The following is a 26,765-nucleotide window of genomic DNA, read 5'->3' as shown; positions in this document are numbered from 1 at the left end:
CCATGCGAGAGTAGGGAACTGCCAGGCATCAAATAAGTGAAGAAGCCCATCCTGCCGGATGGGCTTTTTTGCGTCTGCATTTTTTGTTCTGTCCGGCCTGAGTATCTCTTCATCCTGCCCGTGAACGGCAACGCATTATCCTTTCAGCTCTTACTGCACTATTCTACAGCGAGAGAGTCGTGAAACTTTCTCACCTTGAGCATGCAGGCTCGACATTCACATGATTCCTGGTTATTGTCAGCTATCTGGATGTCTAAACGTTTAAACGTATGTAGTGAGGTTATCAGGTTATGCCAATTCGTGTGCTGGACGAGCTACCCGCCGTCAATTTCTTGCGTGAGGAAAATGTCTTTGTCATGACGACATCCCGCGCTTCCGGCCAGGAAATTCGTCCACTGAAGGTACTGATCCTCAACCTGATGCCGAAGAAGATCGAAACGGAAAACCAATTTCTCCGGCTATTGTCGAACTCGCCGCTGCAGGTGGATGTCCAGCTATTACGCATTGATGCCCGCGAGTCACGCAACACACCGACAGAGCATCTGAATAACTTCTACTGTAATTTCGAAGACATCTGCGATCAGAACTTTGATGGATTGATCGTGACCGGCGCCCCGTTAGGCCTGGTTGAGTTTAACGATGTGGCTTACTGGCCGCAGATCAAGCAGGTGCTGGAGTGGGCCAAAGATCACGTCACATCAACGCTGTTTGTCTGTTGGGCGGTACAGGCTGCGCTTAATATTCTTTATGGCATCCCGAAACAAACACGCACAGATAAACTTTCAGGCGTTTATGAGCACCATATTCTGCATCCACATGCCCTGCTGACGCGCGGATTTGATGACGTATTTCTGGCTCCGCATTCGCGCTATGCCGATTTTCCTGCTGCGCTTATCCGGGACTACACCGATCTCGAGATCTTTGCCGAGACGGAAGACGGCGATGCCTATCTGTTTGCCAGCAAAGATAAGCGTATTGCATTTGTGACGGGACATCCGGAATATGACGCCCATACTCTGGCTGGTGAATATTTTCGTGATGCTGAATCGGGTTTGACCCCGGACGTTCCGTACAACTATTTCCCGCAAGACGACCCGCAAAACAAACCGCGAGCAAGCTGGCGTAGTCATGGCAATTTGCTGTTTATCAACTGGCTCAACTATTACGTCTATCAGATCACACCATACGATCTGCGTCACATGAATCCAACGCTGGATTAATCTTCTGTAGTCAACGATCGTTAAGCGTTTCAGCATGTTGAATCAGGCACCTTCGGGTGCCTTTTTTATTTCCGAAACGCCACTCATCATGTAACTAATTTTTATTATTATTGTTATCAACGAGTTAATTAATAATTAAATCAAAAATGGAAATTGTTTTTGATTTTGAAATTTAATTGGGTAGTCTTAGTTGTGCTGAACGAAAACCGCACAACGATCCTTCGTTCGCATTGGGGATGTGTTTGGATCAATGACGAGGAACTACGCAATGAATCAACAGGCAATAACTACCGATGAACTGGTTTTTACCAGGCCGCACGGCGAGCAGGAACAGCAGATTTTAACCGCAGAAGCGGTGGAATTCCTGACCGAGCTGGTGACCCGATTTACGCCAAAACGCAATAAACTTCTCGCCGCGCGTATTCAGCAGCAGCAGGATATTGATAACGGTAAGTTGCCTGACTTTATTTTGGAAACAGCTTCCATTCGCGAAGGTAGCTGGAAGATTCGCGGTATTCCTGATGATTTACTGGATCGCCGTGTCGAGATCACCGGACCCGTAGAGCGCAAGATGGTGATCAACGCGCTGAATGCCAACGTTAAAGTCTTTATGGCTGACTTTGAGGATTCACTGGCTCCCGAGTGGAGCAAAGTAATCGACGGGCAGATCAACCTGCGCGATGCGGTAAACGGCACCATCAGTTACACCAATGAAGCCGGTAAAATTTATCAACTTAAGCCCAATCCTGCGTTATTAGTTTGTCGTGTACGCGGCCTGCATCTGCCAGAAAAACACGTCACCTGGCGTGAAGAAGCGATTCCCGGCAGCCTGTTCGACTTTGCCCTCTACTTCTTCCACAACTATAAAGCGTTGCTGGCAAAAGGCAGCGGTCCGTATTTCTATCTGCCAAAAACGCAGGCCTGGCAAGAAGCGGCCTGGTGGAGCGAAGTTTTTAGCTATGCTGAAGACCGATTTAACCTGCCGCGCGGCACCATTAAAGCCACGCTGTTGATTGAAACGCTGCCGGCTGTTTTCCAGATGGATGAGATCCTGCACGCGCTGCGTGACCACATTGTCGGCCTCAACTGCGGGCGCTGGGATTACATTTTCAGCTACATCAAAACCCTGAAAAATCACCCGGATCGCGTTCTGCCAGATCGTCAGGTCGTGACGATGGATAAGCCGTTCCTCAGCGCCTATTCCCGTCTGCTGATTAAAACCTGCCATAAACGCGGTGCCTTTGCGATGGGCGGCATGGCGGCGTTTATCCCCAGCAAAGATGCTGAGCGTAACAATCAGGTCCTGACCAAAGTCAAAGCGGATAAAGCGCTGGAAGCCAATAACGGTCATGACGGGACCTGGGTGGCTCATCCCGGACTTGCGGATACCGCAATGGCGATTTTCAACGACGTGCTGGGCGACAACAAAAACCAGCTGTTCGTCACTCGTGATGATGATGCACCAATTACTGCAGCACAACTGCTGGCCCCGTGCGAAGGGGAGCGTACTGAAGAAGGCATGCGCGCCAATATTCGCGTTGCCGTGCAGTACATCGAAGCGTGGATCTCCGGCAACGGCTGCGTACCGATTTATGGCCTGATGGAAGATGCGGCAACTGCCGAGATCTCGCGTACTTCCATCTGGCAGTGGATCCACCACCAGAAGACTCTCAGTAACGGCAAACCGGTTACCAAACCGCTGTTTCGCCAGATGCTGGCCGAAGAAATGTTGGTGATTCAGGACGAGCTGGGCGAACACCGCTACAGCAGCGGACGTTTTGACGATGCCGCGCGCCTGATGGAGCAAATCACCACCTCCGACGAGTTAATCGACTTCCTGACGTTACCGGGCTACCGCCTGTTGGCCTAATTCACCACAAAACAATATGGAGCATCTGCACATGAAAACCCGTACCCAACAAATCGAAGAATTACAGAAAGAATGGACACAACCGCGCTGGGAAGGCATTACCCGCCCGTACAGCGCGGAGGAAGTGGTGAAATTACGTGGCTCGGTCAACCCGGAATGCACGCTGGCGCAGCTTGGTGCGGCGAAAATGTGGCGTTTGCTGCACGGCGAATCGAAGAAAGGTTATATCAACAGCCTCGGTGCGCTGACGGGCGGTCAGGCATTGCAGCAGGCGAAAGCCGGTATTGAAGCAGTCTACCTTTCTGGCTGGCAGGTGGCGGCAGATGCAAACCTGGCCTCCAGTATGTATCCGGATCAATCTCTGTATCCGGCGAACTCTGTGCCAGCCGTCGTGGATCGGATCAATAACACTTTCCGTCGTGCGGATCAGATCCAATGGTCAACGGGTATTGAGCCGAACGATCCGCGCTATGTGGATTACTTCCTGCCGATCGTTGCCGATGCCGAGGCCGGTTTTGGTGGCGTACTGAACGCGTTTGAACTGATGAAATCGATGATTGAAGCCGGTGCAGCGGCGGTTCACTTCGAAGATCAGCTCGCATCGGTGAAAAAATGCGGTCACATGGGTGGCAAGGTTCTGGTACCGACTCAGGAAGCTATCCAGAAGCTGGTAGCGGCACGTCTGGCGGCTGACGTCATGGGTGTCCCGACGCTGGTTATTGCCCGTACCGATGCCGACGCGGCGGATTTGATCACCTCTGACTGTGACCTGTATGACAGCGAGTTCATTACCGGCGAGCGCACCAGCGAAGGGTTCTACCGTACCCATGCGGGTATTGAGCAGGCGATCAGCCGCGGTCTGGCTTACGCACCGTATGCGGATCTGGTGTGGTGTGAAACCTCCACGCCGGATCTCGAGCTGGCACGCCGCTTTGCCGATGCGATCCACGCCAAATACCCAGGCAAACTGCTGGCCTACAACTGTTCACCGTCGTTTAACTGGCAGAAGAATCTGGATGATAAAACCATTGCCAGCTTCCAGCAGCAGCTGTCGGACATGGGCTATAAGTATCAGTTTATTACCCTGGCGGGTATCCATAGCATGTGGTTCAACATGTTCGACCTCGCACATTCCTATGCACAGGGTGAAGGTATGCGCCACTATGTTGAGAAGGTTCAGCAGCCAGAATTTGCGGCAGCTAAAGACGGTTACACCTTTGTGTCCCACCAACAGGAAGTGGGTACCGGCTACTTCGACAAAGTGACGACCATTATTCAGGGCGGCGCGTCATCCGTTACCGCGCTGACCGGGTCTACTGAAGAATCACAGTTCTAAGCCATGCCGGATGGCGCTTACGCTTATCCGGCCTACCCTAAACCGTAGGCGGGATAAGGTGCTTGCACCGCCATCCGGCAACTGATGAGGACGAACAATGTCGCGTGGCCTGGAATTACTGATTGCTCAGACGATTTTGCAAGGTTTCGACGCCCAGTACGGGCGTTTTCTGGAAGTCACCTCCGGCGCGCAGCAGCGTTTTGAACATGCCGACTGGCATGCGGTTCAGCAGGCGATGAAAAGCCGTATTCACCTTTACGATCACCACGTAGGCCTGGTAGTTGAACAGTTGCGCTGCATTACTGACGGCAAAAGTACCGATGCGGATTTTCTACTTCGCGTGAAAGAGCATTACACCCGACTATTGCCGGATTACCCGCGCTTCGAGATTGCGGAGAGCTTTTTTAACTCCGTGTACTGCCGGTTATTTGACCACCGTTCGCTGACGCCCGAGCGGTTGTTTATTTTTAGCTCTCAGCCGGAACGCCGCTTTCGTACCATCCCGCGCCCGCTGGCGAAAGACTTTTTCCCTGATTCAGGCTGGGAAGGGCTGCTCACGCGCGTACTCAGCGATCTCCCCCTGCGTCTGCCGTGGCAGAACAAGCATCGCGATATTCACTACATCATCGAACACCTGACGGAAACCTTTGGCGAAGATGTGCTGCCGCGCTGCCACTTGCAGGTGGCGAACGAACTGTTTTATCGCAATAAGGCCGCCTGGCTGGTCGCTAAGCTGATTACCCCTTCCGGGACGCTGCCGTTTTTACTGCCGATCCACCGTACCGACGAAGGGGAATTGTTTGTCGATACCTGCCTGACCACCACGGCGGAAGCCAGCATCGTATTTGGTTTTGCCCGCTCCTATTTTATGGTTTATGCCCCACTGCCAGCGGCGCTAGTGGAGTGGCTGCGTGAGATCCTGCCCGGTAAAACAACTGCTGAGCTGTATATGGCAATTGGTTGTCAGAAGCATGCGAAAACGGAAAGCTATCGCGAGTATCTGCTGTATCTGGCTGACTGCGATGAACAGTTCATTGAAGCGCCGGGGATACGCGGCATGGTGATGCTGGTATTTACCCTACCCGGATTCGATCGGGTATTTAAAATCATCAAAGACAAATTTGCGCCGCAAAAAGAGATGTCCGCCGCCCACGTCCGCGCCTGTTATCAACTGGTCAAAGAACACGATCGCGTTGGGCGCATGGCTGATACTCAGGAATTCGAGAACTTTGTGCTGGATAAACGGCAAATCGACCCGGCGCTGATGGCGTTGCTGCTGCAGGAAGTACCGGAAAAAATTACCGATCTCGGCGAGCAGATTGTGATTCGCCATCTGTATATCGAACGGCGGATGGTGCCGCTGAATATCTGGCTGGAGCAGGTCGAAGGCCAGCAACTGCGGGATGCGATAGAAGAGTACGGCAACGCCATTCGCCAGCTGGCCGCTGCCAATATTTTTCCCGGCGATATGCTGTTTAAGAACTTCGGCGTGACCCGCCACGGGCGCGTGGTGTTCTACGACTACGATGAAATTTGCTACATGACGGAAGTGAATTTCCGCAATATCCCGCCCCCGCGCTACCCGGAAGATGAGATGAGCGCTGAGCCTTGGTACAGCGTCTCGCCGGGGGATGTCTTCCCGGAAGAGTTTCGTCACTGGCTGTGTGCCGACCCGCGTATTGGACCGCTATTTGAAGAGATGCACGCTGACCTGTTTCGTGCTGACTACTGGCGGGCATTGCAAACGCGCATTCGGGAAGGGCATGTAGAAGATGTTTACGCCTATCGGCGCAAGCAGCGGTTTTGTGTGCGGTTTACATAATTGTCTGTAGGCCGGATAAGGCGTTTTCGCCGCCCTCCGGCAACCCTTTCTTAACGAAACCCGCCATACGCCAGCGTCACTTCTTTCGCCGCTTTGATCGCCATGGCGCCGAACTCAGTGACGCGGTCGTCGGTAATGCGCGAAATCGGGCCGGAGATGGAAATGGCGGCAAACGGCTCGCGATGTTCGTCGTAAATGCACGATGCTATACAACGCAGGCCCAACGCATGTTCCTCATCATCAAACGAATACCCGCGCTTGCGCGTCTGAGCCAAATCCTCTTTCAGATGTACCGGCGAGACCAGCGTGGCGTGGGTATAAGCGTGCAGACCCTTACGATGCAGCAGGCCGGTAACCTGTTCTTCGCTTAATTGCGCCAGGAAGGCTTTACCCGCGCCAGAGGCGTGCATCGGCAGCTTGCCACCGATGGGGGCAGACATGCGCATCAGCTGCGTGCACTGCACCTGGTCGATGATAATCGCCTGATGGTCGCTGTGATCCAGCACGGCCAGATTCACCGTTTCACCGGAATCTTCCATCAGCTTGCGCAGAATCGGGTGGACAATCGCCAGCAGGTTGCGACTTTGCAAGAAGCTGCTGCCGACGATAAACGCATGTGCGCCCACGGCCCAGTGGCCTAATTCGCCCACCTGACGGACAAAACCCTGCTGCTGCATCGTGGTCAATAAACGGTGCGTGGTGGAATTGGGCAGACCAGCCTGCTGCGCCAGCTCGGTCAGCGCCACGCTGCCGTTGGATTCCGCAATCCATTCCAGTAGTTTCAGACCCCGGGTCAAAGACTGAACCTGCCCGGTTGCAGGCGTAGTAGTAGCGGCGGGTTTTCTACCGCGTTTCGCGGGGACAGTGGCAACCATGGCAGACTCCTTTTCTGTATCGTGGAAATCATTTTCGTTTTATTCGATTATAATGCAAGAATTCCTGTACTGATCGGAGGAGTGAAGCTGAACATGTCTCATGTTGGTTGTTGTTTGCTTTTCCGCCTCTCTGGTTTGTGCCAGTATGCTTTGTTGGCCTTTTTTCGGTCTGGTTGAGCGTTGTCGGGAGTGAGTGTGAGCAGCAAAGTTGAACAATTACGTCAGCAGTTAAAAGAACGTATTCTGGTGCTGGACGGCGGTATGGGCACCATGATCCAGAGTTATCGTCTGAGTGAAGAAGATTTCCGCGGCCAACGCTTTGCCGACTGGCCGAGCGATCTGAAAGGCAATAACGACCTGCTGGTGCTGAGCAAGCCGGAGGTGATTACCGCGATTCATAACGCCTACTTTGAAGCCGGCGCGGATATCATCGAAACCAATACCTTCAACTCAACGACCATCGCCATGGCGGATTACCAGATGGAATCCCTGTCGGCGGAAATCAACTTTGCAGCGGCAAAACTGGCGCGCGCCTGCGCCGACGAATGGACGGCACGTACGCCGAACAAACCGCGCTATGTCGCGGGCGTTCTTGGCCCGACTAACCGCACCGCGTCTATCTCACCGGATGTCAACGACCCTGCCTACCGTAACATTACCTTTGATCAGTTGGTGGCGGCGTACCGCGAATCCACCAGGGCGCTGGTGGAAGGTGGTAGCGACCTGATCCTGATCGAAACTGTTTTTGACACGTTGAACGCCAAAGCCGCCATTTTTGCGGTAAAAACTGAATTTGAAGCACTGGGCGTTGAACTGCCGATTATGATCTCCGGCACCATCACCGATGCTTCCGGACGTACGCTCTCCGGCCAGACCACCGAAGCCTTCTATAACGCACTACGTCATGCCGACGCGCTGACATTCGGTCTTAACTGTGCGTTAGGCCCTGACGAACTGCGTCAGTACGTACAGGAACTGTCGCGCATTGCCGATTGCTATGTCACCGCGCACCCGAACGCCGGTTTGCCAAACGCTTTTGGTGAATACGACCTCGACGCGGACACCATGGCGAAGCAAATCCGTGAATGGGCGCAAGCGGGGTTCCTGAATATCGTCGGCGGCTGCTGCGGTACCACGCCGGAACATATCGCCGCGATGGCCCGAGCGGTGGACGGTCTGCCGCCGCGTCAACTGCCGGAACTCCCGGTGGCCTGCCGTCTTTCTGGTTTGGAACCGCTGAACATCGGCGACGACAGCCTGTTTGTTAACGTCGGTGAACGTACCAACGTCACCGGCTCAGCGAAGTTCAAGCGACTGATTAAAGAAGAAAAATACAGCGAAGCGCTGGATGTTGCCCGCCAGCAGGTGGAAAGCGGCGCGCAGATTATCGATATCAACATGGATGAGGGGATGCTCGACGCCGAAGCGGCGATGGTGCGTTTCCTCAACCTGATTGCCGGTGAGCCGGACATCGCCCGCGTGCCGATCATGATCGACTCCTCAAAATGGGAGGTCATCGAAAAAGGGCTGAAGTGCATTCAGGGTAAAGGCATCGTTAACTCCATTTCGATGAAAGAGGGCGTTGAGCCGTTTATCCACCACGCCAAACTGGTACGTCGCTACGGCGCTGCCGTGGTGGTGATGGCCTTCGATGAACAGGGTCAGGCTGATACCCGTGCGCGCAAAATTGAGATTTGCCGCCGGGCATACAAAATTCTTACCGAAGAGGTGGGCTTCCCGCCGGAAGACATCATCTTCGACCCGAACATTTTTGCTGTTGCGACCGGCATTGATGAGCACAACAACTACGCACAGGATTTTATCGGCGCCTGTGAAGACATCAAACGCGAACTGCCGCATGCGCTGATCTCCGGCGGCGTCTCCAACGTCTCGTTCTCGTTCCGTGGCAACGATCCGGTGCGTGAAGCCATTCACGCGGTATTCCTCTACTACGCCATTCGCAACGGCATGGACATGGGGATTGTTAACGCAGGCCAGTTGGCGATTTACGACGATCTGCCTGCCGAACTGCGCGATGCGGTCGAAGACGTGATCCTCAACCGTCGTGACGATGGCACCGAGCGTTTGCTGGCGCTGGCGGAGAAATATCGCGGCAGTAAAACTGACGACACCGCTAACGCCCAGATGGCGGAATGGCGCAGCTGGGACGTGAAAAAACGCCTCGAATACTCGCTGGTAAAAGGCATTACCGAATTTATTGAGCTGGATACCGAAGAAGCTCGCCAGCAGGCTGCGCGCCCGATTGAGGTGATTGAGGGCCCGCTGATGGACGGTATGAACGTGGTCGGCGACCTGTTCAGCGAAGGCAAAATGTTCCTGCCGCAGGTGGTGAAATCCGCCCGTGTGATGAAGCAGGCGGTGGCCTACCTCGAACCGTACATTGAAGCCAGCAAAGAGAAAGGCTCCAGCAACGGCAAAATGGTTATCGCCACCGTGAAAGGCGACGTACACGACATCGGCAAAAACATCGTTGGCGTGGTGCTGCAGTGTAACAACTACGAAATTATCGATCTTGGCGTGATGGTGCCGGCGGAGAAAATCCTGCGAACCGCGCGCGAAGTGAATGCTGACCTGATTGGCCTTTCTGGTCTGATTACCCCGTCGCTGGATGAAATGGTCAACGTGGCGAAAGAGATGGAGCGCCAGGGCTTCACCATTCCGCTGCTGATTGGCGGAGCGACGACCTCGAAAGCGCATACCGCGGTGAAAATCGAGCAAAATTACAGTGGTCCGACGGTCTACGTGCAGAACGCCTCGCGCACCGTGGGCGTGGTCGCTGCGCTGCTGTCTGATACCCAGCACGATGATTTTGTGGCCCGCATGCGCAAAGAGTACGAAACCGTACGTATCCAGCATGCGCGTAAAAAACCCCGTACTCCGCCGGTGACGCTGGAGGCCGCGCGTGATAACGATCTGGCCTTCGACTGGGAAAACTATACCCCGCCAGTGGCGCACCGTCTGGGCGTGCAGGAAGTTGAAGCCAGCATCGAAACTCTGCGTAATTACATCGACTGGACGCCGTTCTTTATGACCTGGTCGCTGGCTGGCAAGTATCCACGCATTCTGGAAGATGAAGTGGTGGGTGAAGAGGCTAAACGTCTGTTCAAAGATGCCAACGACATGCTGGACAAATTGAGCGCCGAGAAAACCCTGAACCCACGTGGTGTGGTTGGTTTGTTCCCGGCTAACCGCGTCGGCGACGACATCGAGATCTACCGTGATGAAACCCGTACGCACGTTCTGACCGTGAGCCACCACCTGCGTCAGCAGACGGAGAAGGTCGGTTTTGCGAACTACTGCCTGTCCGACTTTGTGGCGCCGAAAACCTCCGGAAAAGCGGACTACATTGGTGCCTTCGCCGTCACCGGCGGTCTGGAAGAAGATACGCTGGCCGACGCGTTTGATGCGCAGCACGATGATTACAATAAAATCATGGTGAAAGCGATCTCCGATCGTCTGGCGGAAGCGTTCGCTGAATATCTGCATGAGCGGGTGCGTAAAGTCTACTGGGGCTATGCGGCGAATGAAAATCTCAGCAACGAGGAGCTGATCCGCGAAAACTACCAGGGGATTCGCCCGGCACCGGGCTACCCGGCATGCCCTGAACACACCGAGAAGGCGACTATCTGGGAACTGCTGGATGTAGAAACGCATACCGGCATGAAGCTCACGGAATCCTTCGCTATGTGGCCTGGCGCGTCGGTTTCCGGCTGGTACTTCAGTCATCCGGACAGCAAGTATTACGCGGTGGCACAAATCCAGCGCGATCAGGTTGAAGATTACGCCTTCCGTAAAGGGATGAGCGTGGCGGAAGTCGAACGCTGGTTAGCCCCTAATCTGGGGTACGACGCCGACTGATTCACAAAACTGTCATCTTTCTTTACAACAAACAGGGCACTCAATGAGTGCTCTGTCTCTTTATTACGTTTAACCCCGTATACTGATGAGAAAACGATAATAAGGAGAAGCCGTGTTAACGTTGCTACACCTGCTTTCTGCCGTGGCTATGCTGGTTTGGGGTACGCATATTGTGCGTACTGGCGTGATGCGTGTCTTCGGCGCTCGCTTACGCACAGTGCTCAGCCGTAGTGTTGAAAAGAAACCACTCGCCTTCTGTGCCGGTATCGGCGTAACTGCTCTGGTACAAAGCAGCAACGCCACCACCATGCTGGTCACCTCGTTTGTCGCGCAGGATCTGGTTGCACTTACCCCTGCGCTGGTGATTGTGCTCGGCGCCGACGTGGGGACTGCGCTGATGGCGCGTATCCTGACCTTCGATCTCTCCTGGCTGTCGCCACTGCTGATTTTTATCGGCGTGATCTTCTTTCTCGGTCGTAAGCAATCCCGCGTTGGGCAACTGGGGCGGGTCGGTATTGGGCTGGGGTTGATTTTACTGGCGCTGGAGCTGATCGTGCAGGCGGTAACGCCCATCACCCAGGCTAACGGCGTACAGGTGATTTTCGCCTCGCTCACTGGCGATATCATGCTAGATGCGCTGATTGGCGCCATGTTTGCGATTATCAGCTACTCCAGCCTGGCGGCGGTCCTGCTGACGGCCACCCTGACCGCTGCGGGCATTATCTCGTTCCCGGTGGCGCTGTGCCTGGTGATTGGCGCCAACCTCGGTTCCGGCCTGCTGGCGATGATCAACAACAGCGCCGCTAACGCCGCCGCCCGTCGTGTGGCGCTCGGCAGCCTGCTGTTTAAGCTGGTGGGTAGCCTGGTCATTCTGCCTTTCGTGCATCCGCTGGCGAATCTGATGGATGAACTGCCGCTGCCAAAATCCGAGTTGGTTATCTACTTCCACGTGTTCTACAACCTGGTGCGCTGCGTGGCGATGGTGCCGTTCGCTGAGCCAATGGCGCGTTTTTGTAAACGCATCATCCGCGATGAACCGGAACTGGACGCTCACCTGAAACCCAAGCATCTGGACGTCAGCGCGCTGGATACGCCGACACTCGCGCTGGCGAATGCTGCCCGTGAAGCCCTGCGTATTGGCGACGCTATGGAACAGATGATGGAAGGGTTGAAGAAGGTGATGCACGGCGAACCGCGCGAAGAGAAAGAGCTGCGCAGGATGGCGGACGATATCAACGTGCTGTACACGGCGATCAAGCTCTATCTGGCGCGGATGCCAAAGGATGAACTGGCGGAAGAGGAGTCACGTCGCTGGGCGGAGATTATCGAAATGTCGCTCAACCTCGAACAGGCTTCTGATATTGTCGAGCGTATGGGGAGCGAGATTGCCGATAAGTCATTGGCTGCGCGTCGGGCATTTTCTCTGGAAGGTCTGAAGGAACTGGATGCGCTTTACGATCTGCTGCTCAGTAATCTGCAGCTGGCGATGTCGGTATTCTTCTCCGGTGACGTGACCAGCGCCCGCCGCCTGCGTCGTAGTAAACACCGCTTTCGCATTCTTAACCGTCGTTATTCGCATGCGCACGTTGACCGTCTGCATCAGCAGAACGTGCAGAGCATTGAGACCAGTTCCCTGCACCTCGCGCTACTGGGCGATATGCAGCGTCTGAACTCGCTGTTTTGCTCCGTGGCCTACAGCGTACTGGAACAGCCGGATGAAGACGACGAACGTGATGATTATTAATTAGATACAGTGCCTGATGGTATAGCTCATCGGGCACTGTACAGGATGTTACTTAAAAGCAGTGACCCGCCTCAACGGCAACGGCTTCTTCACCGGCCTTGAACACGTATGTGGTGTTTGGGCCGCCAAGAACCGCCTGACCGTTACTCACTTTAATCCAGTTGCCTTCCGGCAAGCCAATCACCGTCAGCTCTGGCGCAACCACCAGCAGCTCGCGAATACGCTGTTCACGCGTTTCGCCTTTGTGGCCTTCCGGCAGCGCGTTGGTGAAGTGCGGGTTAATCTGCAGTGGGAACAGACCCAGGGCATCAAAGCCTTTTGGATCGACAATCGGCATGTCGTTAGTGGTGCGGATGGTCTGGCAGGCGAGGTTGGAACCCGCGCTCCAGCCGATGTATAGCGCACCGCGTTTGACGACATCCACGATCGGGGCCAGCAGCCCGCGCTCGCGGCTTTCTTTCAGCAACTGAAAGGTGTTACCCCCGCCGACAATCACCAGCTCTGCGTTTTCAATCGCAGCAATCGGATCGGCAACGGTATGAATGCCGGTAACGTTGACGCCCATTGGCGCAAAGATGGCAGCCGTTTTCGCCGTGTACTCATCCCAGGTTTGCGTCACGCCTGCAAACGGAATAAACACCGCCGTGCGGCGACCATTCAGTTGTTCAGCAATCAGCGGCAGCGCGTGTTCCATCCAGCCTTTGCCCGGCAGCGTCGAGTTACTCAATAAAAGCAGTTCCATCATTTCTCCATGTAATCAGAAAATTACAAACCGCGGTAATGCTATCACTATCAGTCTAACGCCTCACTGATATGGCTCACGATGTTGGAAGTGAGGTTCTGGAAAGCGCCTCGCAGACTGACGTTTTATTTCGGCTGAAAGCGAGATTGTTGATTTATTCTTCTGTTTGGTAATGGTGCTTTATACCCAAATGGATATAATCAAGGAGAAAGGATGACGAAACCACTTTACTGGATTGGGCAGGCCAGAAAAGACCTGCTTGCAATGCCAGAACATGTTCGGGATACGTTTGGATTTGCTCTTTGGCTTGCACAGCAGGGTAAACAGCATTCGCAGACTAAATCATTAAAAGGATTTGGTGGCGCGAGGGTTCTGGAAGTCGTTGAGGATTATCACGGCAACGCCTGGCGAGCGGTTTACACCATCCAGTTGAAAAATGCGGTTTATGTTCTCCATGTTTTTCAGAAGAAGTCCGTTTCCGGGAAGGCAACCCCGAAACCTGAAATTGACCTGATTTATCAGCGGCTCAAGGCTGCACAGCGCCATGCGCAGGAGAGTGGATATGTCAAATGAAGTGGAAGCCAGTAGCGGTAATGTCTACGCCGATTTAGGCGCGTATGACGCCGAACAGATGCAGCTGAAAGCGCAACTGGCAATGGTGATTGGTGAGATTTTGCAACGCAAAGGGTTAACGCAGCAGCAGGCCGCGCAGTTACTGGGAATGACACAGCCTAAACTTTCCAACCTGCTACGCGGTCAGTTTCGCGGTATCAGCGAAGCAAAGATGCTCGAATGTCTGGTGAAACTGGGCCGTGATGTAGAGATTGTTGTCGGGAAAGAGGGCAATATGCCAGGGACGCTGAAAGTGAAGTTTGGCTGATATTCACCTTCAGGCTATTTCGATGCGCTAAATGCCGGCGAGTGGGTTAACTTACTTTCAAGTATGTTAATAATCAAATCGAGTGGAAAGATGATTTCAACGCACATGATGACAGGCATACCTGTGAAGAATATGGGTAATTGTGTGGGAGACCTGGCTGCAAACAGGGCAGAAATTCGGGATGCGATTGATTTTCTGATTAATTGTTATTAGAGCGCCCATCCCCGGCGCTCTGTTCCTGCTTCTTTACCCCGCCCGTGCAAAATCTGCGGCTTCGGCAATCAGCGCGTTATCCGGGCGTACGCCGGTGTACAGGGCGAACTGCTCCACGGCCTGTAAAGCAATCACCTCTGCGCCGCTGAGGGTCTTTTTACCCAGCGTCTGCGCCAGCTTAATCACCGGTGTTTCTGCTGGTAGGGCGACCACGTCAAATACCACGCTGGCGGCGGCGACCATTGTTTCGCTGTAGGCCTGTTCATCGCCCTCTTTACCGCCCGCCATGCCGACGGGCGTCACATTGACCAGAATATCGCAGGTAATCCCTTCTGGCTGCGGCTGCCACTGGAAACCGTACTGTTTTGCCAGCGCAGGGCCGCTTTCCCGATTACGGGCGGCGACGATCACATCACGAAAACCGGCATCGCGAAATGCGGCGATGACCGCTTTGCCCATCCCACCGCTGCCGCGGATCATGACGCGCGCGCTGCTATTGAGCTGGTGGCTGGCAATCAGGGCTTTTACTGCAATATAGTCGGTGTTAAATCCCGTCAGCGTGCCGTTGTCATTCACGATGGTGTTGACGGAATCAATGACTTTTGCGGACGGATCGATGGCGTCCAGAAACGGCATGCAGCTTTCTTTAAACGGCATGGATACCGCGCAGCCGCGGATGCCTAACGCCCGCACGCCTTTCACCGCGGCCTCAATATCCTGCGTGGTGAAGGCTTTGTAGATAAAATTTAATCCTAACTTTTCATACAGATAGTTGTGAAAACGCGTGCCGAAGTTGCCGGGGCGACCGGCCAGCGACATGCACAGTTGGGTGTCGCGATTAATCATGTTAAATCTCCCCGGCGTGAGACAATACGTAGTGTTCGGCTTCCTGCGACCAGATCCCCTGATGACGTCCCAGGATGTCGCGCAGTTCAGGATCGTCAATCTGTGTGAGTGCGGTTAACGGCAGTGCTTTACCGGTGTACACCAGTTTTTTCCCACCACCGACGTGAGGCAGTTCCAGCGTTGTTTCACCTGCCGCATTCAGTCCCAGGATGTGCGTCACCACTTTTGCCGCCTGGACTTTCTTGTCTTCAATCAGTTTTACCGCCGTGCGCATATCGTCGGTATTACCGCCAGATGTTCCCACGTAATGGGTAAAGGCATAGTGCACATCGTAGAAGTTAATCGGTGCGCTGAACTGCTTATCCTGCGGACCGGCAAAGAAGTTCATGCAGCCATCGGCAGCCAGCAGAGAAGAGGCCAGCGTGACCAGTTCTTCGTTTGGCACAAACACAAAGATGTCGTCAAATCCGTGACCGCCGCTCAGCGCCATCAGCGTGTCGTAAGCGGCATCCTGGCCGTGGATATAATGGATCAACGTTTGTGGTTCTGAGGGATAATGCTTGCGGGCATAGCTCAGCTTATCGTTGTTGGTGTCGGTTACTACCAGCAGCGCCGGGTTAACCGGACCATGCAGCGCGTAGTCGATCGCCAGCAGCCCCATCGGCCCGGTTCCGCCGAGGATCAGCGTACGCCCCTGCGGACGAATACCCATCTTATGGTTATAGGTGCCTTCCTGCAGGTGATAGTTGGCATTGAATGCGCCAATCACGCAGGACAGCGGCTCAACCAGCGAGCCTTCAAAATAGGTTTCACCTTCGTAGGCCAGCAGGCAATCCTGCGCCATCACTTCATTCGGAATGATGACGTGGGTGGCTTCACCGCCCACCCACGGGAAGGAGTATCCCGGGCAGTCGGGGCGATCCGGCAGTTGCAGGTTGGCCTGAATGACATAGCGCTGGCCGGGCTGAAACTTATGCTGCCATTTTTTCCCCACGGCAATAATATCGCCGCAAAACTCGTGGCCGATGATAATCGGGTTGGTTGCCACATCGTCCGGCACCTTTTTGTGGTTCTCACCCTGATTCGCCTCTTTCCAGGAAGAGAGGCACAGGCTGTCAGTGACGACCGAGGCCAGAATTTCATCGTCCTGCATTTCAGGAAGGTCGAAGGTTTCCAGACGCAGATCGCGTTTGCCATATAATCTCAGAGCTGTTGTTTGCATAGTTACCACCTCAGTTTTGACAGGAGCCCCGACTTCTCATCGGGGCGAAAAATCAGGACAGAAAGCCCAGCGCGTTACCGATAATCCCCAGCGCAAACAGGGCGAAGATCAGCCATACCGGATTAATTTTTTTGTTAAGCAGACGCACCATCAACAGCGTCAGACCCAGCGCCAGCAGGCCGGGGCAGAGTTGGTCGAGAATGTTCTGCACGGTCATGGTGACGGTGGTGCCATCTGCGCCTGGCGTTTGCGACACCACCAGTGGCACGTTGATGCTGGTCCATTTGGTGACCAGTACTCCCATCACAAACAGGCCGAGAATTGATGCCCCTTCGGTCAACTTTTGCAGCAGATTGCCGCCCATGTCGCTGACGATGTTGACCCCTTTGCGAAAGCCAATTTGCAGGCCATACCACTTCATCGCCAGGCGTACTGCGTTGAAAATAAAGAAGAACAGCAGCGGGCCGAGAATATTGCCGGAGAGCGCCAGTGACGCGCCGAGCGCGGCGGTAATCGGGCGCAGCGTGCCCCACACCAGCGGATCGCCAACGCCAGCCAGCGGGCCCATCAGGCCGACTTTGATGCCGTTGATCGCGCCATCGTCAATTTCCGCACCGTTGGCGCGTGCCTCTTCCATCGCTGCGGTGACGCCGATCACCGGACCGCAAACGGCAGGGGTGGTGTTGAAGAACACCAGATGGCGTTTGAGGGCCGCAACCTGATCCTCTTTCAGTGGATACAGACGCTTGATGGCAGGGATCATGTCGTAGCAAAAGCCCAGCCCATGAATGCGTTCAAAGTTAAATGACGCCTGCTGCAGGTTGGAGCGAACAAACATGCTAAACAGGTCGGATTTGGTCAGTTTTTTCTGTTCCATGATAGGCTCCGTTAGTCGTCAAGCTGGTCGAGGGCTTGAGAAGAGGCGGCTTGCGCCTGTGGTTCAGCTTTACGCCACTGGGGGTTCAACTGGATGTAGACCAGCGCGATAATCACACCCACGCCTCCGAAAGCCAGCAGACTCAAATCGAGATACCCCCCGGCGATAAACCCGAGGAAGAAGAAGGGCATCAGGTACTTCACGCCCATCATGCGCAGCACCATGGCGTAACCGACCACCACGATAAAGCCACCGGCAATCTGCAGCCCTCGGGTGACGAATTCCGGGATGGCGTTCAGCATATTGCTGACCATATCGGCGCTGACAAACAGCGAGACAATCAGCGCCGGAATGGCAACGCGCAATGCCTGCACGCCTAACGCAGAAACATGGAGCATGTCGATGGTGCGAAAGCGGGCGTCTTCGGCAGCTTTATCCGCCGCGTGCTGGAACACCACGGTGATGGTACGGGCGAATACCGTCAGCACCTGGCCTGCTGCGGCAACAGGCAAGGCGATGGCGATGCCGGTCGCGATGCTCTGTTGTCCGACGATAACCAGAATGGCGGAGATAATACTGGCGAGCGCCGAATCGGGAGACTGCGCTGCGCCGACGTTCATCCAGCCGAGAGCGATCAGCTCCAGCGTGCCACCGAGCATAATCCCGGTTTTTAAATCACCGAGGATCAGGCCGATAACGGTACAGGCGATGAGCGGGCGGTGGGTCTGGAACTCATCCAGCACACTGCCCATTCCGGCAATACAGGAAAATATAAATATGGCGATAATTTGTAGGGTACTTATTTCCATAATATGTCACCTTGTGAATATGATCATCCCTGCCTGTTAAAGCATAAGTACACAGGCGTTTTTATTTATTCAGCGAACGACTGTTCTTTTATTTTTTCAAGAATATTAACCGAGGGGTCGGATGCGACGACGCGTAAATCCAGTGTGATACCTAATCTATCCAACTCACGAAATGCATTAATATCGTCGTCATCCAGAGAAACGGCTTTGGTTAATTGCTTTTTACCCGGTCGCCAGGCCATGCCGCCAATATTTAACGTGGCAATTTGCACTCCTTTTCTTACCATTGCTAACGCATCCTGCGGACGGGTAAAAAGATAAAAAACGGTTTCGTTCTGATATTGCGGATTATGGTAAACCGCGACTGCCTTTTCGATATTGACGACGTTAACCTTCATTCCCGGGGGAGCGGCCTGGCGTAATAATGTCCGACGCACTTCATCGTTATAAACGTCATCATTGCAGATGATAATCCGTTGGGCGTTCGCCACCTTCGACCAGACGGTGGTGACCTGACCGTGGATCAGGCGGTCATCAATACGAGCAAGGGTAATGTTCATCAGAAATCCTCTTCGGTCGTTTCCAGGTGCTGCCAGACGACGCACGTTTGTTGAGCAATGGTCGTCAGGTGCGCGCACAGTTCATCCACATTCATACTGCTTTGGTTGTCTACCAGTTCCAGCGCCAGGGGTAATGACAACCCGCTAATGACCCGTATTGCAGGATTACGCATCGCCAGCGTCGCGGCGGCATTCCACGGGCTACCACACTGCAAATCAACGGCAATCAGCCATTCACCACCAGTGTGAATACTCACTAACTTTTCCAGTTTTACCACGATGTCGCTGGCGTTTTCTCCAGGGACAAATTCCACCGCTGCAACGTTGACGTCACCGTAAACCATCTGCACGGATTCCAGCATGGCACAGGCCAGTTTGCCGTGGGCGCAGAAGATTGCATTGACCATAAAACCTCCTTAGCCGCGCGTTTTTCCGCCCGCAATGTTAGTGGTTACTCCGGTGATGTAACTGGCGCGTTCAGACAGCAGATAACAAACAAAATCAGCTACTTCACTCAGACGTCCTGAACGACCAATGGGGATCGAGTTTTTGGTGTAGCCTTCACGCAGTTGCTCGACGGTGATATTGCGGGTCCAGGCCAGCGCTTCCTCGTACTCCGGCGTGCGCAGCCCGGTTTTTTCCAGAATGCCCGGCGCAATGCCGACCACGCGGATGCCGTGTTTACCCAGCTCTTTCGACCAGGAACGGGTAAAGCTATTCAGGGCGGCTTTGGTGGCGGCATAGCAACTTTGGCCCTCTGAACCTTCCAGCCCACTTTCTGAAGAGACATTCACAATCACGCCGTCATGCTGTTTCACCATCTGGCGAGCCACCGCTTGCGACATCAAAAACACGCCTTTTTGGTTGATATTGACCATTTTTTCAAAAGCCGCTTCGTTGAGTTCATATTGTCCGGCGGGGGCTTTTTCATCGACCAGCAGGCGCGGAAAATTAACGCCCGCGTTATTCACCAGACCATCAATACGCCCATAGCGGTGGATAATTTCGGTAACGGTATGATTAACTTCTTTGGCGCTGGAAATATCTGTCGGCCAGAAATGATATCCGTCATGACCTTCATATTGACCTTCTCCACCCTGAATATCCGCCATTTGCACATTAGCGCCTTGCGCTAATAATTCTTCGACTATCGCCAGCCCAATGCCGGATGCACCGCCGGTAACAATAATGACTTTGCCCTGCAGATTTAACCACGTTTGCATAATACACTCCCAATTTCAGATAAGGGGACCCCACATAAAATTAATTATGGCAGGATCAATTCAAATATATTTACTTCAACAATAATTCAGCAGTATGGCTGTTGGTGACTAAACAGTTAATATAATTCCCACGTAATGCGCCTAAAATCCCACTGTATTTTTCTTCACCCATTGCAATGCCAATAGAGTAACGCGCCTGTTTTAATTTATTGGTTTCGATGGAGAGTGTTTTTTCACTCATATGGGTCTCTACCGTCACACCGTTGATATCGTAAAAGCGCGAGCAAATATCTCCGGCAACCCGACGAGCGTGCAGGTCATCGCTCTCTTCGCTGCCGTAAAATGCGTGCCAGTTGGCGCCATCCCGTATCGCCGGAGAGCCAATCCCGACCAGCGCGACGTCCAGATTATCCCAATAGGCGGAAATCGATTTAAAATGTCGTGATTGCATAATCCCGTTACGGATCAGCGGGTTTTCCAGCAGTGCCGGGAAATCTGCCAGGTGGGATTCGCCCTTGAGTTTTGCCGCTGCGCCATAAGTCAGCGTATTAACGTGGTAGCGGCTTTCAAGCTTGCCGGACGGCCCGCCGATAATCGGCACGCAGATGAGCTGGCGTGACTGGCTGGCAGGGGATAATCCTTCAACCAGCCCCCGTACCGCGCGGCCCCAGGAGAAACCGATAATATCGCCGGGCTCCAGCAAGCGTTCCAGTAGCTGCGCGCCGTGTACACCCATCATATTGAGTTGTTCATCTTCCTGCTCGTTGTCGCAGGAGACCACGACCGCCTCTTTCAGATCAAACTTCTGTTTTAGCTGCTGCTCCAGCCACAGGTTCTCGTTGTAGTCGTAATTAATGGCGATGGTGACGATGCCCTGCTCGCGGCCACGTTTTAGCAAACGACTGATCGTGGTGCGATAAATCCCCAGTTCGCGAGCGATTTGCGCTTGTGTCATATCTTGTTCGTAGTACAGCTGCGCTATTTTTACGATCAGGCGGATATCATCGCTGTTTTCCGTCGCCATTTTTGAACTCCTGCACATTTGTGCAAATCACGAAATTGCCTTCTTGATCTGATATAACCCCATTCCTTCCTCAGCTCAAAGCTATTTTCACTTATTTCAACGCCCTGATCTGGCTGATTGTGTTGCACATTTGATGTGCTGATAGCGCGCTGTCGGCACATATGTGCTTCTTGTTCTAATGCCTTGATTCTGCTTATTTTCGGCAGACAAAATTGCAGACGTGGATGAGCGACACTTTTGTGTCGAAAGGTGTGGCAGATCACAAATAGCGTTCAGGCATTCGAACACGATTATTTTTTATCGCCCGCAAGGTAGGGTATATTTCGCTGTCAAAGGAGAAATTATGCTGCCCGACTCATCCATCCGATTAAATAAATACATCAGTGAAAGCGGAATTTGCTCGCGTCGCGAAGCGGATCGCTTTATCGAACAAGGGAATGTCTTCCTGAATGGCAAACGTGCCACCATTGGCGATCAGGTGATGCCTGGCGACGTCGTAAAAGTGAATGGTCGGTTGATTGAGCCGCGGGAAGCGGAAGATCTGGTTTTTATCGCGCTGAACAAGCCGGTAGGGATTGTCAGCACCACTGAAGACGGCGAGCGCGACAACATTGTTGATTTCGTTAATCACAGCAAGCGCGTGTTCCCGATTGGCCGTCTGGACAAAGATTCCCAGGGGCTGATCTTTCTCACCAATCACGGCGATCTGGTGAATAAGATCCTGCGTGCCGGTAACGATCATGAAAAAGAGTATCTGGTAACGGTTGATAAGCCGGTTACGGATGACTTTATTCGTGGGATGGGGGCCGGTGTGCCAATCCTCGGAACCGTCACCAAGAAATGTAAGGTGAAGAAAGAAGCGCCGTTTGTATTTCGCATCACCCTGGTCCAGGGGCTGAACCGTCAGATCCGTCGGATGTGCGAACACTTTGGTTATGAAGTGGTGAAGCTTGAACGTACGCGGATCATGAATATCGGTTTGTCCGGGTTGCCGCTGGGTGAATGGCGTGACCTGACGGATGACGAACTGATCGATCTGTTTAAGCTGATTGAGAACTCATCTTCAGAAGCTAAACCAAAGGCGAAAGCGAAGCCAAAAGCAGCCACCGCAGGCATTAAGCGCCCGGTGGTGAAAATCGAAAAATCTGCTGAGAAAGAGAAAGCGCGCCCGGCGTCTAACGGTAAACGTTTTGCTCAGCCGGGGCGTAAGAAGAAAGGACGTTAACGCCGACCGCGCGTCGGTGTGCTAGCCGACCAGGAAAACGAGGCCTCTGAATCCGGTTTATAAGCCTGCTTTTTCTTTAGCTGGCGGGCTTTTTTGGCTTCGGCTTCACGCTGCAGCATCAGCTTATCGATGTACTCTTTCTTAATGCTGTTGGTCTCTGCGTTGGTTAGCAGGCGACCGTGCGCAATACGGGCACGGTCGAGCAGCGTTTTCAGTTCGCGCTGTTCGCGCTCGGTCATCTCTTTTTGGGTAATGCGGGGGAGTGCCATAATGGTGCCCTCTGTTAGCCGATATCCTCAGTGTACGGTAATCCTGGGCTTGCTGATAGCACTCAGGCCGGGTAAGCATACGCCACCCGGCACTTTTTTTAATTTTCCTTCACCGTCTGATGCGGTTTCTCAGCAATAGGCTTACCGGACCAATAGCCACCGAGCAAACATTATTCAAACAAATTATGATGCAGCTTCTGTACCGCCTGCTCGGCTTCAGCACCCGGAACCAGGAAGCAGAGGTTATGGCTGGATGCGCCGTAGCAAATCATTCGAATGTTGAACGGTTCCAGCACGCCGAACACTTCTTTACCCACGCCGCAGGCTTTAGATAAGTCATTGCCAATCAGCGCGACCAGCGCCAGACCTTCTTCAACCTCCACCCGGCACAGCGCAGACAGTTCCATCAGCAGGGATTGCGTGAGCAGCGTATCACCGGTGGACGTTGAACCGGTAGTATCCAGCGTCAGCGCGACACTGACTTCGGAGGTCGTTATCAAATCCACCGAGATATTGTGGCGCGCCAGAATGCCGAAAACTTCCGCTAAAAAACCGCGAGAGTGCAGCATATTCAGGCTATGCAGCGTCAGCAGCGTTTGCTTGCGACGCAGCGCCAGGGCGCGAAACAGCGGTGGATTCTCGGTTTTATTACACACCAGCGTGCCGCCCGCTTTGGGATCTTTGCTGGAGCCGACAAACACCGGAATATCGCTACGGACAGCGGGGAGCAGCGTTGCCGGGTGCAGAACTTTTGCACCGAAGGTGGCCATTTCTGCGGCCTCTTCGAAGGCAATTTCATCAATACGTTGTGCAGACGGTACAACGCGCGGATCGGTGGTGTAGATGCCGGGAACATCGGTCCAGATATCGACGCGCGTGGCGTGCAGGGCTTCTGCCAGTAAGGCGGCGGTATAGTCGCTGCCGCCACGTCCCAGCGTGGTGGTGCGGCCTTTGCTTTCGCTGCCGATAAAGCCCTGGGTAATCACCAGGCCTTCTGCGAGACGCGGTGCCAGCTGCAGTGTTGCCAGTTCAGCCAGTGCCGTGACATCCGGCTCGGCGCGACCAAAACGATCGTTGGTACGCATCACTTTTCGCACGTCAAACCACTGCGCCTGAACATTACGCTCGCGCAGGATTTCCACAAACAGCAGGGTGGACATCAGTTCGCCGTGGCTGACCAGTTCATCAGTCAGCGCGGTTGAGGTCGCCAGCGAAGCCGCTTCCGCCAGCGTGGTAATGTTTTCCAGCAGACGTTCGATCTCTTCGCGGATTACGTTCGGATAACGTAAACGCTCCAGAATATTGAACTGAATCTGGCGAAGGGTATCGAGTTTCTCGAAGCGTTCAGTTGCCTCCAGTCCTTCAGCTAACGCTACCAGCAGATTGGTGACCCCGGCGGATGCGGAAAGCACCACCAGACGTACGCTGGCGTCGGAAAGGACCACATCAGCACTGCGGTTCATGGCGTCGAAATCCGCGACGCTGGTACCGCCAAACTTGGAGACAACTACATCAGTCATAACTACCTCGTGTCAGGGAATGAATAGAGCGACCATGGCACAAAGGCAGAACGGAAACCGGTGCAGGCGCAAATGCAAATACCGTATTTATAAATAAAATGTGTAGCCTGTGCTGTCAACGACGGGATTATGCGGATTTTTCATGCTGCAACTGCGTTGAGTAACGGTACTAATAACAACGCTGATAACCGCTATACTTTTTAGCCTCGTTTGGCGGATGCCCTGGCAACGGCACTAAAACAATCACACTTTTCTGTGACTGGCGTTACAATCGATCTCAGTCACAATTCTCAAAATCAGAAGAGTATTGCTAATGAAAAACATCAATCCAACGCAGACCTCAGCCTGGCAGGCACTACAAAAACACTTTGAAGAGATGAAAGACGTTACGATCGCGGACCTTTTCGCGAAAGATAGCGACCGTTTCACTAAGTTTTCCGCAACGTTTGACGATTTGATGCTGGTGGATTTCTCCAAAAACCGCATTACCGAAGAAACGCTGGCGAAACTGCAGGATCTGGCGAAAGAGACTGACCTGAGCGGTGCCATCAAGTCCATGTTCTCCGGCGAGAAGATCAACCGTACCGAAGACCGTGCGGTGCTACACGTAGCGCTGCGCAACCGTAGCAATACCCCAATCATCGTTGACGGCAAAGATGTGATGCCGGAAGTGAACGCGGTGCTGGAGAAGATGAAATCCTTCTCTGAAGCGATTATCTCCGGTAGCTGGAAAGGCTATACGGGCAAAGCTATCACTGATGTGGTGAACATCGGTATCGGCGGTTCTGACCTCGGCCCGTTCATGGTGACCGAAGCGCTGCGTCCGTACAAAAATCACCTGAATATGCACTTTGTGTCCAACGTCGATGGTACGCACATTGCCGAAGTGCTGAAAAAAGTAAACCCGGAAACCACCCTGTTCCTGGTCGCGTCTAAAACCTTCACTACCCAGGAAACCATGACCAACGCCCACAGCGCGCGCGACTGGTTCCTGGCGACCGCAGGCGACAACAAGCACGTTGCCAAACACTTCGCTGCGCTGTCTACCAACGGTAAAGCGGTTGGCGAATTTGGTATTGATACCGCCAACATGTTTGAGTTCTGGGACTGGGTCGGCGGCCGTTATTCCCTGTGGTCCGCCATTGGCCTGTCCATCATCCTGTCCGTGGGCTACGACAACTTCGTTGAACTGCTGTCCGGCGCGCATGCGATGGACAAGCACTTCTCCACCACCCCGGCGGAGAAAAACCTGCCGGTACTGCTGGCGCTGATTGGTATCTGGTACAACAATTTCTTCGGTGCTGAAACCGAAGCAATCCTGCCGTACGACCAGTATATGCACCGTTTCGCGGCCTACTTCCAGCAGGGCAACATGGAATCCAACGGTAAATACGTTGACCGTAACGGCAATGCGGTGGATTACCAGACTGGCCCAATCATCTGGGGTGAACCGGGTACTAACGGCCAGCACGCGTTCTATCAGTTGATCCACCAAGGGACCAAAATGGTGCCGTGCGATTTCATCGCCCCGGCTATCACGCACAACCCGCTGTCCGATCACCATCCGAAGCTGCTGTCTAACTTCTTCGCGCAGACCGAAGCGCTGGCGTTCGGCAAGTCTCGTGAAGTGGTTGAGCAAGAATATCGCGACCAGGGTAAAGATCCGGCTACGCTTGAGCACGTTGTGCCGTTCAAAGTGTTTGAAGGCAACCGCCCAACTAACTCCATCCTGCTGCGCGAAATCACCCCGTTCAGCCTGGGCGCGCTGATTGCGCTGTATGAGCATAAAATCTTTACTCAGGGCGTTATCCTGAACATCTTCACCTTCGACCAGTGGGGCGTTGAGCTGGGCAAACAGCTGGCGAACCGCATTCTGCCGGAGCTGAATGATGATAAAGAGATCAACAGCCATGACTGCTCGACTAACGGTCTGATTAACCGTTATAAGTCCTGGCGTTAATCTGCTTCTTCCTTCGAACTTGCCGCCTTGCCGCAATTCGAACGAACTTGCAGATTAACTGTGATAGAAGCCGATATTATTATCGGCTTTTTTTATAAGATAATTCCCGAATATCTATTTTTTTGTGCCATTCGTTAATTGAGCTTAATCCTAAAATAATTTATTAAACGCTATCGAATTTCTGGTTTTTTCAGATTTACCGGATGTTGTGTTTTTTGTTTTATATTTCAACTGCATGATTTTAATTATTTTTATTATATAAGTTTAGTCATTTTTCTCTCGCTATCTAATTATCCTAAATTCCCGCCTGACCTAATTTGCCTAATTCGCTTGTGTATACTCGATCTCGCCCGAAATTCTTTTGGGTAAATATCCATTCATTCAATGAAGGGAAATTGTGATGAAGAAAATACTGTATGGCCTTTTGGCTATATCTGCGCTTGCGGCGACTTCTGTCTATGCTGCCCCCGTTCAGGTGGGGGAAGCAGCAGGGTCGGCAGCCGCGTCGGTTTCGGCAGGAAGCTCCTCCGCAACCAGCGTAAGCACCGTAGGTTCTGCGGTGGGGGTCGCCCTGGCGGCAACCGGCGGTGGCGATGGCTCTAATACCGGAACCACCACCACCACGACCACCAGTACCCAGTAATACCGG

Annotated in this window: 24 protein-coding genes; 12 read left to right on the top strand and 12 right to left on the bottom strand. The window is 53.4% G+C overall.

Translation table 11 applies throughout. The features are described from left to right. Positions 1 to 290: 290 nt before the first annotated feature. From metA to aceK, 4 genes are all read left to right on the top strand, one after another. Complete coding sequence (metA, locus tag JQ822_RS21800) at positions 291 to 1,220, top strand: homoserine O-acetyltransferase MetA (protein ID WP_213135212.1); 930 nt, start codon at positions 291 to 293, stop codon at positions 1,218 to 1,220. Positions 1,221 to 1,488: 268 nt separating this feature from the next. Continuing rightward, positions 1,489 to 3,090 carry a malate synthase A gene (aceB, locus tag JQ822_RS21795; RefSeq protein ID WP_213135211.1) on the top strand — a complete coding sequence of 534 codons (1,602 nt, stop codon included), beginning with the start codon at positions 1,489 to 1,491 and terminating at the stop codon, positions 3,088 to 3,090. Between the two features lie 31 nt (positions 3,091 to 3,121). Then, a complete protein-coding gene (gene aceA / locus JQ822_RS21790; RefSeq protein WP_213135210.1) occupies positions 3,122 to 4,426 on the top strand; it encodes an isocitrate lyase in 1,305 nt (434 codons plus the stop codon). Positions 4,427 to 4,523: 97 nt separating this feature from the next. Then, positions 4,524 to 6,248, top strand: coding sequence for a bifunctional isocitrate dehydrogenase kinase/phosphatase (aceK, locus tag JQ822_RS21785; RefSeq protein ID WP_213135209.1), 1,725 nt, complete (start codon positions 4,524 to 4,526; stop codon positions 6,246 to 6,248). A 50-nt stretch (positions 6,249 to 6,298) separates the two neighbouring features. Here the strand turns inward: aceK and iclR are convergent, their stop codons facing one another. Beyond that, on the bottom strand, positions 6,299 to 7,123 hold the full coding sequence (gene iclR, locus JQ822_RS21780) for a glyoxylate bypass operon transcriptional repressor IclR (RefSeq protein ID WP_213135208.1): 825 nt from the start codon (positions 7,121 to 7,123) through the stop codon (positions 6,299 to 6,301). A gap of 195 nt (positions 7,124 to 7,318) precedes the next feature. Here iclR and metH point away from each other — a divergent pair, with 195 nt between their 5' ends. Together metH and JQ822_RS21770 are read left to right on the top strand one after the other, a co-directional pair. Next, positions 7,319 to 11,002: a methionine synthase gene (metH, locus tag JQ822_RS21775; protein ID WP_213135207.1), complete on the top strand. Its 3,684-nt coding sequence runs from the start codon at positions 7,319 to 7,321 to the stop codon at positions 11,000 to 11,002. A gap of 112 nt (positions 11,003 to 11,114) precedes the next feature. Continuing rightward, entirely contained in the window at positions 11,115 to 12,746 is a 1,632-nt protein-coding gene (locus JQ822_RS21770) for a Na/Pi cotransporter family protein (protein WP_213135206.1), read from the top strand. 52 nt (positions 12,747 to 12,798) lie between these two features. On the opposite strand, the gene pepE is transcribed toward JQ822_RS21770, so the two are convergent. Then, entirely contained in the window at positions 12,799 to 13,488 is a 690-nt protein-coding gene (gene pepE / locus JQ822_RS21765) for a dipeptidase PepE (protein WP_213135215.1), read from the bottom strand. 213 nt (positions 13,489 to 13,701) lie between these two features. Here pepE and JQ822_RS21760 point away from each other — a divergent pair, with 213 nt between their 5' ends. The 3 genes from JQ822_RS21760 (at position 13,702) to JQ822_RS21750 (ending at position 14,581) form a co-directional block, all read left to right on the top strand. Then, positions 13,702 to 14,061 (top strand): type II toxin-antitoxin system RelE/ParE family toxin, encoded by a 360-nt coding sequence (locus JQ822_RS21760; RefSeq protein WP_213135205.1) that lies wholly within the window; start codon positions 13,702 to 13,704, stop codon positions 14,059 to 14,061. Continuing rightward, positions 14,051 to 14,368, top strand: a complete 318-nt coding sequence (locus JQ822_RS21755; protein ID WP_213135204.1) for a helix-turn-helix domain-containing protein — start codon at positions 14,051 to 14,053, stop codon at positions 14,366 to 14,368. The genes JQ822_RS21760 and JQ822_RS21755 overlap by 11 nt, the downstream gene beginning before the upstream one ends. 63 nt (positions 14,369 to 14,431) lie before the next feature. After that, complete coding sequence (locus JQ822_RS21750) at positions 14,432 to 14,581, top strand: CcdB family protein (RefSeq protein WP_446715022.1); 150 nt, start codon at positions 14,432 to 14,434, stop codon at positions 14,579 to 14,581. A 33-nt stretch (positions 14,582 to 14,614) separates the two neighbouring features. Here the strand turns inward: JQ822_RS21750 and JQ822_RS21745 are convergent, their stop codons facing one another. The 8 genes from JQ822_RS21745 to JQ822_RS21710 form a co-directional block, all read right to left on the bottom strand. Further along, complete coding sequence (locus tag JQ822_RS21745; RefSeq protein WP_213135203.1) at positions 14,615 to 15,427, bottom strand: shikimate 5-dehydrogenase; 813 nt, start codon at positions 15,425 to 15,427, stop codon at positions 14,615 to 14,617. 1 nt (position 15,428) lies between these two features. Continuing rightward, positions 15,429 to 16,649, bottom strand: a complete 1,221-nt coding sequence (gene sorE, locus JQ822_RS21740) for an L-sorbose 1-phosphate reductase (protein WP_213135202.1) — start codon at positions 16,647 to 16,649, stop codon at positions 15,429 to 15,431. Positions 16,650 to 16,701: 52 nt separating this feature from the next. Next, a complete protein-coding gene (locus tag JQ822_RS21735; protein WP_213135201.1) occupies positions 16,702 to 17,526 on the bottom strand; it encodes a PTS system mannose/fructose/sorbose family transporter subunit IID in 825 nt (274 codons plus the stop codon). A gap of 11 nt (positions 17,527 to 17,537) precedes the next feature. Beyond that, positions 17,538 to 18,335, bottom strand: a complete 798-nt coding sequence (locus JQ822_RS21730; protein WP_202037193.1) for a PTS mannose/fructose/sorbose transporter subunit IIC — start codon at positions 18,333 to 18,335, stop codon at positions 17,538 to 17,540. 65 nt (positions 18,336 to 18,400) lie between these two features. Beyond that, a complete protein-coding gene (locus JQ822_RS21725; protein WP_213135200.1) occupies positions 18,401 to 18,895 on the bottom strand; it encodes a mannose/fructose/sorbose PTS transporter subunit IIB in 495 nt (164 codons plus the stop codon). Further along, the gene (locus JQ822_RS21720) at positions 18,895 to 19,302 is read right to left on the bottom strand and encodes a mannose/fructose/sorbose PTS transporter subunit IIA (protein WP_213135199.1); all 408 of its coding nucleotides are present in this window, start codon (positions 19,300 to 19,302) and stop codon (positions 18,895 to 18,897) included. The genes JQ822_RS21725 and JQ822_RS21720 overlap by 1 nt, the downstream gene beginning before the upstream one ends. Positions 19,303 to 19,311: 9 nt before the next feature. After that, positions 19,312 to 20,118: an SDR family oxidoreductase gene (locus tag JQ822_RS21715; protein ID WP_213135198.1), complete on the bottom strand. Its 807-nt coding sequence runs from the start codon at positions 20,116 to 20,118 to the stop codon at positions 19,312 to 19,314. 70 nt (positions 20,119 to 20,188) lie between these two features. Then, on the bottom strand, positions 20,189 to 21,142 hold the full coding sequence (locus JQ822_RS21710) for a sugar-binding transcriptional regulator (RefSeq protein WP_213135197.1): 954 nt from the start codon (positions 21,140 to 21,142) through the stop codon (positions 20,189 to 20,191). A gap of 343 nt (positions 21,143 to 21,485) precedes the next feature. Between JQ822_RS21710 and rluF the strand changes: the two genes are divergently transcribed. After that, on the top strand, positions 21,486 to 22,367 hold the full coding sequence (gene rluF / locus JQ822_RS21705) for a 23S rRNA pseudouridine(2604) synthase RluF (RefSeq protein ID WP_213135196.1): 882 nt from the start codon (positions 21,486 to 21,488) through the stop codon (positions 22,365 to 22,367). Here the strand turns inward: rluF and JQ822_RS21700 are convergent. Together JQ822_RS21700 and lysC are read right to left on the bottom strand one after the other, a co-directional pair. Continuing rightward, the gene (locus JQ822_RS21700; RefSeq protein ID WP_213135195.1) at positions 22,364 to 22,636 is read right to left on the bottom strand and encodes a DUF3811 domain-containing protein; all 273 of its coding nucleotides are present in this window, start codon (positions 22,634 to 22,636) and stop codon (positions 22,364 to 22,366) included. The genes rluF and JQ822_RS21700 overlap by 4 nt on opposite strands. A gap of 170 nt (positions 22,637 to 22,806) precedes the next feature. Beyond that, on the bottom strand, positions 22,807 to 24,156 hold the full coding sequence (gene lysC, locus JQ822_RS21695) for a lysine-sensitive aspartokinase 3 (RefSeq protein ID WP_135323555.1): 1,350 nt from the start codon (positions 24,154 to 24,156) through the stop codon (positions 22,807 to 22,809). A gap of 313 nt (positions 24,157 to 24,469) precedes the next feature. Here lysC and pgi point away from each other — a divergent pair, with 313 nt between their 5' ends. Both pgi and yjbE read left to right on the top strand, forming a co-directional pair. Continuing rightward, positions 24,470 to 26,116: a glucose-6-phosphate isomerase gene (gene pgi, locus JQ822_RS21690; RefSeq protein ID WP_213135194.1), complete on the top strand. Its 1,647-nt coding sequence runs from the start codon at positions 24,470 to 24,472 to the stop codon at positions 26,114 to 26,116. A 400-nt stretch (positions 26,117 to 26,516) separates the two neighbouring features. Then, positions 26,517 to 26,759 (top strand): exopolysaccharide production protein YjbE, encoded by a 243-nt coding sequence (gene yjbE, locus JQ822_RS21685; RefSeq protein WP_135323553.1) that lies wholly within the window; start codon positions 26,517 to 26,519, stop codon positions 26,757 to 26,759. The last annotated feature ends 6 nt before the right edge of the window (positions 26,760 to 26,765 follow it).

The sequence above is a fragment of the Citrobacter sp. FP75 genome (assembly GCF_018342065.1).
Lineage (GTDB): Bacteria > Pseudomonadota > Gammaproteobacteria > Enterobacterales > Enterobacteriaceae > Citrobacter.
The sequence above is the reverse complement of the archived record's forward strand: the minus strand, read 5'-3'. Positions and strand labels throughout refer to the sequence as shown.